Source organism: Nocardioides segetis (assembly GCF_051390595.1).
GTDB lineage: Bacteria > Actinomycetota > Actinomycetes > Propionibacteriales > Nocardioidaceae > Nocardioides.
In genome coordinates this window covers 16,828-29,837 of sequence record NZ_JBNINR010000008.1, presented here as the reverse complement: position 1 = coordinate 29,837, position 13,010 = coordinate 16,828, and the positions used below count along the sequence as shown (strand labels likewise).

The 13,010-nt window shown below is 67.0% G+C and carries 13 protein-coding genes; 4 read left to right on the top strand and 9 right to left on the bottom strand.

Translation table 11 applies throughout. The annotated features are described in order from the left end of the window. Window positions 1-3: 3 nt before the first annotated feature. Window positions 4-2,481, bottom strand: coding sequence for an ATP-binding cassette domain-containing protein (locus ACPZVR_RS15495; protein ID WP_436700503.1), 2,478 nt, complete (start codon window positions 2,479-2,481; stop codon window positions 4-6). 35 nt (window positions 2,482-2,516) lie between these two features. Continuing rightward, window positions 2,517-3,632, bottom strand: a complete 1,116-nt coding sequence (locus tag ACPZVR_RS15490; protein WP_436700502.1) for a substrate-binding domain-containing protein — start codon at window positions 3,630-3,632, stop codon at window positions 2,517-2,519. A 160-nt stretch (window positions 3,633-3,792) separates the two neighbouring features. Between ACPZVR_RS15490 and ACPZVR_RS15485 the strand changes: the two genes are divergently transcribed. Both ACPZVR_RS15485 and ACPZVR_RS15480 read left to right on the top strand, forming a co-directional pair. After that, window positions 3,793-4,497 (top strand): CoA transferase subunit A, encoded by a 705-nt coding sequence (locus ACPZVR_RS15485; RefSeq protein WP_436700501.1) that lies wholly within the window; start codon window positions 3,793-3,795, stop codon window positions 4,495-4,497. Next, window positions 4,497-5,129, top strand: a complete 633-nt coding sequence (locus ACPZVR_RS15480) for a 3-oxoacid CoA-transferase subunit B (RefSeq protein ID WP_436700500.1) — start codon at window positions 4,497-4,499, stop codon at window positions 5,127-5,129. The genes ACPZVR_RS15485 and ACPZVR_RS15480 overlap by 1 nt, the downstream gene beginning before the upstream one ends. Window positions 5,130-5,145: 16 nt before the next feature. On the opposite strand, the gene ACPZVR_RS15475 is transcribed toward ACPZVR_RS15480, so the two are convergent. Further along, window positions 5,146-6,300, bottom strand: coding sequence for an XdhC family protein (locus tag ACPZVR_RS15475; RefSeq protein WP_436700499.1), 1,155 nt, complete (start codon window positions 6,298-6,300; stop codon window positions 5,146-5,148). An 86-nt stretch (window positions 6,301-6,386) separates the two neighbouring features. Between ACPZVR_RS15475 and ACPZVR_RS15470 the strand changes: the two genes are divergently transcribed. Both ACPZVR_RS15470 and ACPZVR_RS15465 read left to right on the top strand, forming a co-directional pair. After that, complete coding sequence (locus tag ACPZVR_RS15470) at window positions 6,387-6,929, top strand: VOC family protein (protein WP_436700498.1); 543 nt, start codon at window positions 6,387-6,389, stop codon at window positions 6,927-6,929. A gap of 131 nt (window positions 6,930-7,060) precedes the next feature. After that, entirely contained in the window at window positions 7,061-7,900 is an 840-nt protein-coding gene (locus tag ACPZVR_RS15465; protein ID WP_436700497.1) for a mycofactocin-coupled SDR family oxidoreductase, read from the top strand. A 256-nt stretch (window positions 7,901-8,156) separates the two neighbouring features. Here the strand turns inward: ACPZVR_RS15465 and ACPZVR_RS15460 are convergent, their stop codons facing one another. From ACPZVR_RS15460 to ACPZVR_RS15435, 6 genes are all read right to left on the bottom strand, one after another. Beyond that, the gene (locus ACPZVR_RS15460) at window positions 8,157-8,540 is read right to left on the bottom strand and encodes a hypothetical protein (protein ID WP_436700496.1); all 384 of its coding nucleotides are present in this window, start codon (window positions 8,538-8,540) and stop codon (window positions 8,157-8,159) included. Window positions 8,541-8,602: 62 nt separating this feature from the next. After that, window positions 8,603-9,436, bottom strand: a complete 834-nt coding sequence (locus tag ACPZVR_RS15455; RefSeq protein WP_436700495.1) for a mycofactocin-coupled SDR family oxidoreductase — start codon at window positions 9,434-9,436, stop codon at window positions 8,603-8,605. A 5-nt stretch (window positions 9,437-9,441) separates the two neighbouring features. After that, complete coding sequence (locus ACPZVR_RS15450; protein WP_436700494.1) at window positions 9,442-9,843, bottom strand: nuclear transport factor 2 family protein; 402 nt, start codon at window positions 9,841-9,843, stop codon at window positions 9,442-9,444. A gap of 245 nt (window positions 9,844-10,088) precedes the next feature. Continuing rightward, window positions 10,089-10,919: an LLM class F420-dependent oxidoreductase gene (locus ACPZVR_RS15445; protein WP_436700493.1), complete on the bottom strand. Its 831-nt coding sequence runs from the start codon at window positions 10,917-10,919 to the stop codon at window positions 10,089-10,091. Window positions 10,920-11,000: 81 nt separating this feature from the next. Beyond that, complete coding sequence (locus ACPZVR_RS15440; RefSeq protein ID WP_436700492.1) at window positions 11,001-11,912, bottom strand: sugar phosphate isomerase/epimerase family protein; 912 nt, start codon at window positions 11,910-11,912, stop codon at window positions 11,001-11,003. Between the two features lie 58 nt (window positions 11,913-11,970). Further along, window positions 11,971-13,005, bottom strand: coding sequence for an NADPH:quinone reductase (locus ACPZVR_RS15435; protein ID WP_436700491.1), 1,035 nt, complete (start codon window positions 13,003-13,005; stop codon window positions 11,971-11,973). Between the last annotated feature and the right edge of the window lie 5 nt (window positions 13,006-13,010).

The window sequence follows — 13,010 nt, the reverse complement described above, 5'->3', positions numbered from 1 at the left end:
CCTTCACTCGTCACGGGTCGCGACATGACGGCTCTTCGAGTACAAGGCGACGGCGGCCAAGGTCATCAGACCCGGAAGCAGCGAGGCCCACGCCGGACCAAGTTCGAGGAACGGCACTGCCGCGACGACCTGTGTCACCAGAACAGCGGCGGCAGCAGCCCCGATGAACGAGCCGCGCCCGCCGTTGAGGCTGGCACCGCCGATCACGGCCGCTGAGATGCTGATCAGCGTGTACTCCTCGCCGGAGGTGGGATTGCCCGTCCCGACCTGGGCCATCATCAACAGAGCCGCCACCGCCCCCAGCCAGCTGCATCCGACGAAGGCCGCCACTCGCACCCTCTGTACCTCGACGCCGTTGATCCGGGCCGCCTCGACGTCGGAGCCGACGGCCCTCAGACAGATCCCCGGACGACTTCGTCGCAGGAGGAACTGCAGCGTGAGCGCCGTGGCGACCAACAGGACGAAGGCCACCGGCACAGGACCGATCTTGGCTCGGAGCCCGTCCAACAAAGCCGGCATGAAGACCCCGCCGGGTTGCGGCCGAAGGAGGAGAGACAGCGCCTGGAGGGCGATGAAGGTGACCAAGGTGGCGACGATTGCGTTGAGCTGCACCAGGTCGACCAGGGCCCAGTTCACCCAACCCACGGCTGACGGCACCAGCAGCAGGAGGAGCCAGCCCACGAGCTGGGATCCCCCCGAAGCTCCGTACACGAGGAAGAAGGACTGCACGACGACCACGAAGCCCATGAGCGGACCCACCGACAGGTCGACGACTCCTGCCACGAGCGCAACGGTCTGTCCGAGCGCCGCGAAGCCGAGTACCGCGACCAGCGCCAGGGTCAGGGAGAAGTTGATGGACGTCAGGTAGAACTCGCTGGACCTGGCCGCCAGGACACCGAGCACTGCGATGGCAACGGCCACCGTCGCCAGCGGGGCGGAGTCGCTCGCCAGCCACCCGAGCAGACGAGTCGATGACACCGTACGGTCGGCGCGCTCGGTCGTCGTCGTGAGCATCGCCGCGGTCACCGCCACCTCGGTCAACTGGTCTCCCTTGAGCTCGGCTGTGACCCGGCCGCGGGAGAACACCAGCACCCGGTCGCACAGACCGACCAACTCGCGGACGTCGGATGAAGCGACGATCACCGCCATCCCCTGTTCCGTCGCCTCACCGCGCAGCACGTCGTAGATGCCGACCTTGGCCCCGACATCGACGCCCTGCGTCGGTTCGTGAACGGCGAGCACCCGGGGTTGACGCCGGAGGGCGCTCGCGATCAGGACCTTCTGCTGGTTGCCGCCCGAGAGTGAATCGAGACGCGTGTCCACGTCGGGGGTCTTGACGTCGAAGTCACGGACGGCTTGATCGGCGAAGGCGCGCTCACAGGCTCTCCTGACGAAACCGGCATGTGACAGCTCGGGGAGGTTGCGCAGGGCGACGGTCTCCCGAACCCCCAGCCCCGGAAACACCCCTTCTCGGTGGCGGTCACCGGTGAGGTAGGCGACTCGAGGGTCATGACGCTGCACCGGTCGGCCGTCCACCACAATGCTGCGGCGCGCCGGGTTCAAGCCGGCGATCGCGCGCAGTGCTTTCTCCTGACCGTTTCCCTCGATGCCCGCGAATCCGATGATCTCGCCCGGCGATACCTCCAGGTCGAGTGACTCGACCTCCAGCACCGGTCGGCGCCCACCGGTCGCGAAGACATCAGGCTTGGCGGGGAAGACCGCACCCAGCCGACGGCCGACGATCAGGTCAACGATGCGGCCTTCGTCGAGCAGCAACGCATCGTAGGTCCCGACGAGCTGTCCGTCGCGCAGTACGCTCACCCGGTTCGCGACCTGCTTGACCTCCACGATGCGGTGGGAGATGTAGACGACCGCGCCTCCGGCATCGACCTGTCGTCGTACAGCGGTGAACAACCTCTCGATGTCCGGCCCACGCAGGTGCTCGGTCGGCTCGTCCAGAACGAGGACGACGGGCTGTTGGGCGATGGCTCGGACGATGTCGACGACGAACCGGTCCTCCGGGCGCAGGTTTCCCGCTCGAGCATTGGGGTCGATTCCGTGCTCGGGATTCCACTCCTCGAGAAGGTCTCGGGACCACGCAGCGAGAGTCGCGATCGGCGGGCGCAACCGACGGGGCATTGCCAGATACATGTTCTCCGCCACCGACAGGTCCGGCAGCAGGGCCGGCTCCTGCCGCACGATGGCGATGCCCCGGTCATGGGCTTCGCCGGTGGCGCCCGGCTTCAGCACGTGTCCGTCTACCTGCACTGCGCCGGCGTCGGGGACGAGGACGCCGGAAGCGACCGCCATGAGCGTGGACTTCCCGGCGCCGTTCTCGCCGACGATCCCGTGGACCTCGCCGCGCGGCACTTCCAGCTCGACGTCGTCCAAAGCCCGGACGCCAGGAAAGACCTTCGTGACGCCCTCCAGCCGGAGAGCAACGCTGTCGCCGTGGCTCGTCGGTGTTCCCTCGTGGGTCATGTCGTCCTCGTCCTCACGCGTTGCGGGCATCCCGGCTACTTCAGGAGTTCCTGCAGATCCGCGACCGACAGGGCCGAGGACAGGTCGGCGTCGGGCGGCAGGGACGCGTCGCAGTCCGGATTCACGCCTGCGACCGTGTCGGCGTAGACGGACAGCGGGACAGGGAGCTTCTCCGGCGACCGGTGACCCTCATGGGCGGCAAGTCCGACGCGCAGAGCCACCGCCGCCATTCCCGTGGTGCCGTCCTGTCCGAACCACCGAACGTCGTTGTCCTGGGCGAGACACACGAACGCCTGGGACGAAGCGATGTTGAGGAACGCCGGCATCGGCCCACCAGCGTCGAGGAAGCCTTGCACGGCACCCGTGTCCGTTGCCGCGTAGTCACTCACGACCGCGTCGATGCGACCGTACTTGGCAGTGAGGCCCGACGTGACCTGGCGCTTCTTGCCGGGGTCCCAGTCGGTCGCAATCCAGTTCCCGGAGACGATCTCGATGTCGGGAGCCACGTCCGCGAGCTCCTTCTTGAATGCGGCGAAGAGGCGTTCGCTCGACACCACGCCTGCCGGCCCGCCGAGATACGCGATCCGGCCCGACTCGACGTTCTCGGCGAGCCACCGGGCCTGCTTCTCGACGATCGACTGGTCGCTCCAAACGACCTGCTCGACGAAGTCCTGTCCCTTCACGCCGTCCGTGCCCGCGAGCACGCTGATCACGGTCACCCCGGCGTCCATCGCCGCACGCATCGCCGGGAGCTGCGAAGCGCCGAAGTCCGGCTGGACGACGAGCACCTCCACTCCTTGGGCAATGGCGGCGTTCGTCGCCGAGATCGCACCCTGGACGCCCGACGTCACGTTCACCCAGCTCGCGTCAACGGTGTCGCACTTGGCGGCCTCCGCCTCGAACTCGGCACCCGAGATCGTCGAGTAGACGTCTCCGCCGCGCGACTTGATGAACTGCACCTTGGTCGGCTTGTCTGGGCAGAAGGTGGTGATGTCGCCCGCCTGGGCACCGTCCAGCTCTGAGAGCTCGGCGCCGGTCCCGGGCCCGCCACCGGTGTCGGTACTGGAGCATGCGGTCGCGACGACCGCGAGCAGAGCGGCGGTGCTGGCCGCCATGGCGGTCCTGTCGAAGCGGTTGCGCGCTGTGAGCACGGGTCCTCCAGTGTCTGGTGCGGGTTGATCGTGCTCAACGCTATTGTCGACAGGCGACCGAAGAGTGTCCCGAATTGCGACACCCTCCCTTCTGCCGGGATCCCTGAGGGTCTGTCAGGATGGACCCCCATCTGTCGACTGTCGACCGAAAGGCAGGCTCATGCCCACCCATGTCCACAACGTCTCCGAGGCACTCGACGGACTACTCAGCGATGGCATGGTGATCGCTGCGGGAGGATTCGGCCTGTGCGGCATACCGGCCGATCTCATCGATGCCGTACGTCAGTCCGGCGTGCAGGATCTCACCATCGTGGCGAACAACATGGGCGTCGACGGGAAGGGCCTCGGGCTGCTTCTCGAGTCCGGCCAGGTACGCAAGGTGATTGCGTCGTACGCCGGGGAGAACCGCGCCTTCGCGGACCTCTACCTGCGCGGCCAGGTAGACGTCGAGTTCACTCCCCAGGGAACACTCGCAGAGCGCCTGCGCGCTGGAGGTGCTGGAATCCCCGCCTTTTTCACACGCACCGGCGTCGGCACGGTCGTGGCCGACCACAAGCCGACGGAGGTGTTCGACGGGATCACCTACGTGCGCGAGGCTGCCATCGTTGCCGACCTCTCCTTGGTGCACGCACACACCGGCGACAGCCACGGCAATCTGCGCTACCGGTTGACCGCGCGCAACTTCAACCCGTTGGTCGCGGCAGCCGGCCGCGTCACCGTTGCCGAGGTGGAGCACCTCGTCGACGCGCTCGATCCGGATGACGTCGTGACCCCGGGCATCCACGTCGACCGTTTCGCCAGGTGTACGCCAGGACGCAAGGAGATTGAGAAGCGGACGGTACGTGCGACGGCGGGAGCGATCTGATGACGTGGTCACGCGATGAGATGGCTGCCCTGGTGGCCCGCGACCTGGTCGACGGTGCGTACGTCAACCTCGGAATTGGGATCCCGACCCTTGTTGCGAACCACGTGCCACCGGGCGTGCGAGTAACCCTGCACAGCGAGAACGGCCTGCTCGGGCTGGGACCCTTCCCGTTCGACGGCGACGAGGACGCCGACCTGATCAACGCTGGCAAGCAGACGGTGACGGCGACCGTGGGCGCCAGCGTCTTCGACTCGGCTGCCTCCTTCGCCATGATCCGGTCCGGCAAATTGGATCTCGCCGTGTTGGGCGGGCTGCAGGTGGCACGCAACGGCGACCTGGCCAACTGGGCCGTCCCCGGCAGCTTCGTTCGTGGCATGGGCGGGGCGATGGATCTCGTGGCGGGCAGCCGCCGCGTCGTGGTCGTCATGGACCTGATCGCCCGCGATGGCAGCGCCAAGCTCGTGCAGGCCTGCAGCCTTCCGCTGACCGGGACGCGCGTCGTCGACCGGGTCGTCACCGACTACGCCATCGTCGACGTCGTCGACGACGACCTGAGACTCGTCGAGCTCGCTCCCGGCCATTCGCACGACGAGTTCGAGGCGCTCCTCGGGTTCGAGGTTCGCCCGGCCTGAGCACGTCGGCCGGCGGTCAGCTGTGGACGGCCGCCGGCCGAACCGGAGCCCGGTGGATGTCACCCGACGTGGTGGACAGACGCCGACCGGACCCGCTGTATCTCCACGCCACGATCTCAGCGGCCATCGACAGCGCCGTCTCGGCAGGTGTCGCGCCACCGAGGTCCAGGCCGAACGGGCTGGCCATGTCTGATTGACGTTCCAACGAGACCCCTGCCGCAACCAGGCGATGCTGTCGGTCGTCGTGGGTCCTGCGCGATCCCATCACCCCGACGAAGCCCGGCTTCGTTGGATTGGGGCACTCGACGAGTAGATAGCTCAGCAGAGGCACCTCGAACTTGGCGTCGTGGGTCAGCACGCACACAACCGTGTCAGCACCAGTGCGTTCCGCTTCACTCTCGGCGCGCAGATACCGGTGCGGCCAGTCGACCACGACCTCGTCCGCGTCGGGGAACCGGTCCGGCGTCGCGAAGGTGCTGCGGGCATCGCACACCGTCACCCGGTATCCGAGTCCCTTCCCCTGACGGGCGAGTTCTGCAGCGATCTGGGTCGATCCGAAGATGATCATCCGCGGTCGCGGACGCCAGCAGTCGACGAAGACCCGGCCCGCGATCCCGACGCCCGACCTGTCGAGATCGACGAGGCCACCACTCCCCCGCGCCAACAAGTCGCGGGCCCTGTCCAGGACCGATGGCGTGAGCCATGGAGCCGGCGCTCTCACGTCGTCGGGAGTGATCACGGCGCGCCGCGTTGCTGGTTCCTGATCGCTGCTGGACGGGGCGCCGAGAAGGGTGAGCATTGCGACCGGTTGTTCCGAAGACACAGCGAGACTGATCTCCTCCACCACGCTTCGGTCCGTAGGGAGCAGGACGTCGACAAGCACCTCGATCACGCCACCACACGTGAGTCCTACAGCGAAGGCGTCGTCGTCGCTGATGCCGTAGCGGTCGACTCGACTCGGCTCACCGTGGAGCACGCCTTGGAGCGAGTCGAAAACCGCAGCCTCAACGCATCCCCCCGAGACCGAGCCATGCACCCTGCCGTCGCAGTCGACCAGCATCGACGCACCGACCGGCCGGGGCGAGGACCGGTAGGCCGAAACCACGCTGGCGATGCCGATCGGGGTACCTGCCGCCATCGCCCGCCGCAGTGCCTCCAGGTGTTCGTACATCCTTCCAGTGTGGATCGATCACCAGCACCGGCGGTGTGGCACATTGGCACACCTGCGCAGCCCGCAGCTGGACCGACAATCTCGCCATGAACTCCCATGGCGAAAACCGCCCCACCGTGACCACCCGCGGCGTCGACCACCTCGGCTTGACCGTCCCGGACATCGACGCGGCGACCGACTTCTTCGTCTCCGCCTTCGGCGCACAGCTGCTGTACGAGACGCTGGACGGACCCGCCGCCGGCGCTCTTCTGGAGCAGTCGCTCGGCATCCCGTCAGGTGCAACCGTCCAGCGAGTCCGCATGCTCCGCCTTGCCAACGGTCCATCACTCGAGCTCTTCGAGTACGGCAACGTCAGCCAACGGGAGCCGCTGCGGGCCTGTGACTACGGCATCCAGCACTTCGCGCTCTACGTCGATGACCTCGACACCGCACTTGCGGCCATGGTCGAGGCGGGCGCGCGACCGCTGGCAGCGCCCGAGGACCTGCCCGGCATGGAGGCAGGGGAAGGCAACCGGTGGCTGTACGCAGAGCTGCCGTGGGGCGGGTTGATCGAGCTCGTCACGGCGCCCTCACCCCAAGCGTACGAGACGACGACATCCCTTCGTCGGTGGAGGCCCACCCCCATCTGAGGAGCGGCTTGCCCGGGGATCCCTGTCCCAGGATGAGGCAGTCGACTCGAGTGTGACGTCCGTAACTTCGCGTTCGGCGGAGGCTCCAGCCTCTCCAGCACACGAGACGAAGGGAACACATCATGGGCAGGTTGGACGGCAAGGTCGCGCTCATCACCGGAGCAGGCCGAGGACAGGGGCGCTCGCACGCGCTGACGCTCGCGCGAGAGGGCGCGAGCATCATCGCAGTGGATGCTCCGGAACCACTCGCGTCGATCGAGTACGACCTGGCGAGCGAGGCCGACCTGGCCGACACCGTGAAACAGGTGGAAGCGCTCGACCGCCGAGCGATTGCATGCCAGGCCGATGCCCGCTCCCAGGAAGCCTTGGACGCCGCGGTCGCGGAAGGGCTCGCCGAGTTCGGCCAGATCGACATCCTCGTGGGCAATCACGGTGTCCTCAGCATCGAGGAGTTCTGGACGATGAGCGAGGAGAGGTGGACCGAGATGATCGACGTCTGCCTCAACGGGATGTGGCGAGCGGTAAAGGCCGTCACCCCCCACATGATCGAGCGCCAGCAAGGCGCGATCTGCCTGACGTCTTCGATCAACGCGATCGAGACAGGTCCCGGCTACACGCACTACAACGTCGCCAAGGCCGGGGTCCTCATGCTCATGAAGAACGTGGCACTTGAGCTGGGTGGCTACAACATCCGATGCAACTGCATCTGTCCTGGCGCCACGAACACCCGCATCGCCAACTGGCAGGGCCTCTACGACCGGTTCCTCGGCGAGGGTGCGACCGGTGAGATGCTGATGGACGCGTCACGCAACTGGACCGCCCTGAAGGGTCGCCGGATGCTCGATCCCCAGTCCCAGAGCAACGCGGTCCTGTTCCTCGTATCGGACGAGGCCGCGGATGTCACCGGTGTGGCACTTCCAGTTGACGCGGGACACCTGATCCTGCCCGGCTTCAATCACGACCCCGCCTGACGCGGACGACGTCGCTGGCGCAACAGGACGGCCCGGTCACTGCCACGGTGACCGGGCCGTCCTGTGTCAGCGCGTCAGACGTCGGTGGATCCACGTGCAGGTGAGGCGCAGCCCGCTCGCCTGTGCTGCCCTCGAGCCGTTCGCCTGCAAGGGCATGATTCGCGGGCTGCTGGGCACGGGCGTCGCTGACGAAGCGCAACAGCCCGGTCACCCTCTCGGGGTGACCGGGCTGTCGTTGGATGCGCGTAAGCCGACCTCACGCAGCGGCGGTGACATCCCACGGCGTCGTCACCTGGAGCACGGCCTCGACGAGCGAGCCGCCGCGCAGGTGGAAGCCCGACTTGAACTCGGCGTCGTGCAGGAGGGCGAAGAACTGCTTCGAGTTCGGGTACCGGACGAGCCAGACCGCGTCCCAGGCCTGACCGTCCTCGGCGACCATGACGTGCCCGCCCTTCCCGAGGTAGAGGAACTCCACCCCGAAGCGTGGACCGTGCTCGAGGCAGTGAGCGACGTACTTCTTGAACTGGGGCTCGCCCGCGTCACCCTCCGCGAAGCGGAGCAGGTTCAGCAGGATGATCGGCTCGTCCTCGGGGAGTTCGAGCAGCTTGTTGATCTCGGCTTCTTGCGGATCGATGGCCATGATGGGTGCCTTTCTGTGGTGGGTTCGTGCCGGACTGGTGTCGGGCGCGGGAGGGGTGGGTCCTACTTGAGCTGGAAGCCAGCGTCCACCGGCAGCTGGATGCCGGTGATGTACCGCCCCTCGTCGGAGACGAGGAAGGCGATGGCGTCGGAGATGTCACGCGGCTCGATCCAGGGCAGCGGGAGCGCGTTGAGGCTCTGGTAGACCGGCTCGCTCTCCTCGCGGGTGGGGTTCGGCGAGTCCGGTAGGAACGCCTTGCGCAGCGCGGGATTCTGGATCATGTCGGTGTCGCAGTTGGTCGGGTGGATCGAGTTCACCCTGATGCGGTGCTCGGCCAGCTCGAGCGCGAGTGCCTTCACGAGACCGATGACTCCGGCCTTCGCGGCGATGTAGTGCGACGCCGCCGCCACCGGCCGAACCGCCACGATCGAGCTGGTGGCGATGATCGACCCACCCCGCCCGCCGGCGACCAGATGTGCGGCACCGATCTTCATCGTGTGGAAGACGCCCGTCAGGTTGACGCCGATCATGTCGTCCCACTGCTGGGCCGACAGGTCGTCCACCATGGCGAGACTGACGACACCGGCGTTGGCCAGGACGATGTCGAGCCTGCCCAGCTGGGCCACGCCGTCACTCACCGCCGCTTCGAGTGCGCCGAAGTCCCTGACGTCCGCCACATGCGGAACGATGCGTCGGTCCAGCTCCTCGACTAGACGCACCGTCTCGTTGAGATCCTCTTTGGTCGACATCGCGTACGGCGTCGTGGCGATCTGGTCACAGATGTCCACCGCGATGATGTCGGCACCCTCGCGGGCGAGCCGGAGCGCGTGCGACCGGCCCTGTCCCCTGGCTGCGCCTGTGACGAGCGCGACCTGCCCGTCCAGTCTCCTGGCCATGGCGGTTACTCGGCCTCGGTCTGGACCGCCAGGACGGCGGCCGGGTTCTTGTAGTACGAATCGAGGAAGGTGATCTTCCCGTTCTTCACCGTGTACAGCTCGGTCACCCGCTGGCGGGTCGAGCGGCTGGTGTGCTTCGAGCTGAAGGTGAGCACCATCTTCGTGACAACGGTGTCACCCGCGTCGAGCAGCTCACACTCGTCGATCCGGGCATCGAGGTTCATCGTCATGATCTCGACCAGAGAGGCGAAACCCTTGGCTCCGCCGGTGAAGACGCCGGAGTGCTGCATGCCCCCCGCCTCGTCGACGACCGCGTCGTCGGCCAGCAGAGCCAGGGCTCCGGGGAGGTCTCCGCGGTTGAAGGCGTCCGCGAAGGCCTGGACGACGGCAACGTTCTCTGCGCTCATGGTTGTCTCTTTCGCTTGCGTTGATGTGTCTCGGCCGACGAACAAGGGCCGATGGAATGTGGCCGACATCGCCGACCTGCTGCGAAACTAGGCCGCCGGATCCGGCGCAAGGTGTGCCACTTTGTGACAGGGATTACGTCGTCATCTCCAAATGCATCGAGCCGCCCGCGCAACTTCGCGGACGGCTCGACAGGAGCCCGGTTTCCCTCCGGGCCCGGGCGAGGAACGGGGTCTGGCCCCGCCACTCAGGACATCAGGTCGATGAGCTTGGCCATCTCGTCAAGCCGCACCAGCGTCTCGGATTCCGAGGCCGGCTCGAGAAGGAGACCGACCCGCTCGACTCCGTGGTCACGGTAGGCGCTGACCACGTCGGGGGTGCGGTGGTCGGCACCGAACACGGTGATCGGCGCGTCGAGCCCCGCAGCCTTGGCCAGACCGATCTGACCCGGAACATCGGCGGGGTCCATGACTGCACCGGCGACCCATCCGTCGCCATGGCGAGCGATGCGCCGGAAACCGGCCTTGGACTGTCCGCCGACGTAGATCGGGGGATACGGCTTCTGCACCGGCTTCGGCCACGCATAGATCGGATCGAAGTCGATGTGCTCGCCGTGGAACTCGGCCTTCTCCTGGGTCCAGATCTCCTTCAGCGCCTGCAGCTGCTCGTCCATCAGTGCCCCGCGGGTCGCCGGATCGGTGCCGTGCGTGCTCATCTCCTCCAGCAGCCAGCCCGCGCCGACACCGAAGAAGAAGCGGCCGTCGGACAGGTAGTCGAGCGATGCCACTTCCTTCGCGAGCTGGACGACGTCGCGCTGGATGATCAGCGAGATGCTGGTGCCCAGCGTCAGCGTAGTGGTGACCGCAGCAGCCGCGGAGAGCACGACGAACGGGTCCAAGCAGTGCCGGTAGTAGTCCGGCATCTCCCCGCCGTTGGGGTAGACCGAGTCGTAGTGAACCGGGATGTGCGAGTGCTCCGTGGTGAGTAGACACTCGAATCCGCGTTCCTCGACGGCTCGAGCCAGTTCTGCAGGACGCATGCCCAGATCGGTCACGAACGCGCCGATGCCCAGTTTCATGGGGTTTCTCCAGAATCTTGTGCTCCCGGGATGACCCGGATCACCCACGACGCTAGGAGCGTCGCTCGACACCGAGGTGTCTCAATTGCCGACAGTTCCAGCCGTCGGCAGATCGGCGTACACGTCGCCTGCGAGCTTCTCGAGGGATCCGTGCAGAGCCTTCGCTGCTGCGACCGGATCCATGGCGTGGACCTCGTCGGCAATCACCTCCACCGACCAAGGCGCACGGACCCCTCGCGCCGCTAGACCGCGGAGCGTGCCGACCAGGTCCCACTCCCCCTCACCTGGGAACAGCCGCGAGTGCATCGTCTCTGAGAAGTAGTCGTCAGGATCCTTTGGTCGGCGCGGGCCGTCGGAGATCTGGATGACCGCGACGTGTTCACGGGCGAGGGTGTCCAAGGCACCAGGGGCATGGTTGCCGCGTTCGTAGTGCCATGTGTCCAGGCAGACTCCGGCATTGTCCCGGGCTACGTCTGCGAGCAGGTCGACTGCGGTCGGAATGTCAGGCACGCTCGTTCCGGCCATGAACTCGACGGCCACGGTCGTGCCGTGGTCCGCAACCCGGTCGCAGAGCGCCGCCATGCGTTCGGCGGCCCGGCTGCCGCCGGGGCCGTAGGTCCCCAGGATGTTGAGGTGATCCGGACGGAGTCGCTCGACCATCTCGATCAGAACCTCCTGCGTCGGACCGTCGAAGCACGGTACGTCGAAGGGGAACGAGGGCGGACCCCAGCGGGGTGGCGCACCGGCACCCGGTTCGTTGAAGCCTGCGTCGAAGCCGAGCGCGATCTCGAGCTCGGCCACCCGCACGCCGTTCGACGTCAAGGTGGTGGTGATCTCGTCCAGGGTCATCCCCTCGGGCGCGAGAGCGCTGAACTCCAGCACCGAGTAGCCGATCGCAGTGAAGCCCGCATCGGCCGCGGCTCGGACCCGCTCGTCGAAGGAGACGGGTCCGAGACAGCCGTGGGCGAGGATGAACTCGGGGTAGTCGGCCATCGCCGTTCACCTTTCGTCTGTGGTGCACGATCGCTCGGAGTCGCGATCGCACGAATGGTCAGCCGTCGAGGTCGACAAGCACCTTGCCGACGACTCCGGCCTCAACGGCGGCATGTGCGTCGCCGATCTGGTCCAGCGTGTAGTGGTGCAGGGGCAGGCCGAACTCCTCGCCGACCCGGAGCGCGCCGTCGGCGAGCGCGTGGTCGATGGAGCTCACCGCGTCGTCGAGGTCGGCGGCCGTCATCGAGTAGAGCAGAACGAAGTGCCACGTCACTGCCTGTGCCATCTGGCTTCGAACCGGCATGGTGACGGTGTCGCCACCGTTGTTCGCGTAGACCACGATGTCTCCGTGCTGGCCGATCACGCTGAGGTCGAGATCCACGTTCACCGCCGATGCGACCTCGACGACGATGTCGACGCCGCCGGGCGCGATTCGGCGGATCTGCTCTGCAGCGTCCTGCTCGCGGTACGCGACCACGTGCCGTGCGCCGGCGGCCTTGGCCAGCCGGGCCTTGGCTTCGGTGCTCACAGTCGTGATGACCGTTGCACCTGCCCACGTTGCGAGCTGGATTGCGGCATTGCCCACGGCTCCGGCGCCGCCAGCGATCAGGACGGTCGTTCCCGTCAGCGCACCCGGCCCGAGGCGTCGCGGACCACCGCGTCGCAGCGTCAGTGCGTGGTGGGCGGTGATGAACGGGACACCCAGGCTCGCGCCCAGCTCGAGCGATGCGGTGTCGGGCAGCCGACGGACAAGCTCGGCTGGGATTGTGGCGAACTCCTGGGCGGTGCCCTCCAGGCGCTTGAACGCAACCAGCCAGAGCCAGACGCGATCGCCCGGCTCGAGGTGGGCGACTCCGGGACCGACCGCGTCCACGATGCCCGCCCCGTCGAGGTGGGGAACCTGAACCGCTCCCTCGGGAATCGGCATGTGGATGGCTCCGTTGCGCGACTTCCAGTCGGTCGGGTTGACACCCGAGTGACGAACACGGACGCGAACTTCACCGGGGCCGGGATCACGCGTCGGAAGATCGACGATCTCCAGGACGTCTCGACCGCCAGTAGCGGCGTAGCCTGCTGCTCTGATGTGGATCACTCCTT

What these genes read in the sequence shown, in the direction of transcription:
- ACPZVR_RS15460 (WP_436700496.1), bottom strand. Translation starts at nt 8,540, where the DNA reads ATGGCCATCGATCCGCAAGAAGCCGAGATCAACAAGCTGCTCGAACTC.
- ACPZVR_RS15470 (WP_436700498.1), top strand. Translation starts at nt 6,387, where the DNA reads ATGAACTCCCATGGCGAAAACCGCCCCACCGTGACCACCCGCGGCGTC.
- ACPZVR_RS15495 (WP_436700503.1), bottom strand. Translation starts at nt 2,481, where the DNA reads ATGACCCACGAGGGAACACCGACGAGCCACGGCGACAGCGTTGCTCTC.
- ACPZVR_RS15445 (WP_436700493.1), bottom strand. Translation starts at nt 10,919, where the DNA reads ATGAAACTGGGCATCGGCGCGTTCGTGACCGATCTGGGCATGCGTCCT.
- ACPZVR_RS15455 (WP_436700495.1), bottom strand. Translation starts at nt 9,436, where the DNA reads ATGGCCAGGAGACTGGACGGGCAGGTCGCGCTCGTCACAGGCGCAGCC.
- ACPZVR_RS15440 (WP_436700492.1), bottom strand. Translation starts at nt 11,912, where the DNA reads ATGGCCGACTACCCCGAGTTCATCCTCGCCCACGGCTGTCTCGGACCC.
- ACPZVR_RS15480 (WP_436700500.1), top strand. Translation starts at nt 4,497, where the DNA reads ATGACGTGGTCACGCGATGAGATGGCTGCCCTGGTGGCCCGCGACCTG.
- ACPZVR_RS15450 (WP_436700494.1), bottom strand. Translation starts at nt 9,843, where the DNA reads ATGAGCGCAGAGAACGTTGCCGTCGTCCAGGCCTTCGCGGACGCCTTC.
- ACPZVR_RS15475 (WP_436700499.1), bottom strand. Translation starts at nt 6,300, where the DNA reads ATGTACGAACACCTGGAGGCACTGCGGCGGGCGATGGCGGCAGGTACC.
- ACPZVR_RS15485 (WP_436700501.1), top strand. Translation starts at nt 3,793, where the DNA reads ATGCCCACCCATGTCCACAACGTCTCCGAGGCACTCGACGGACTACTC.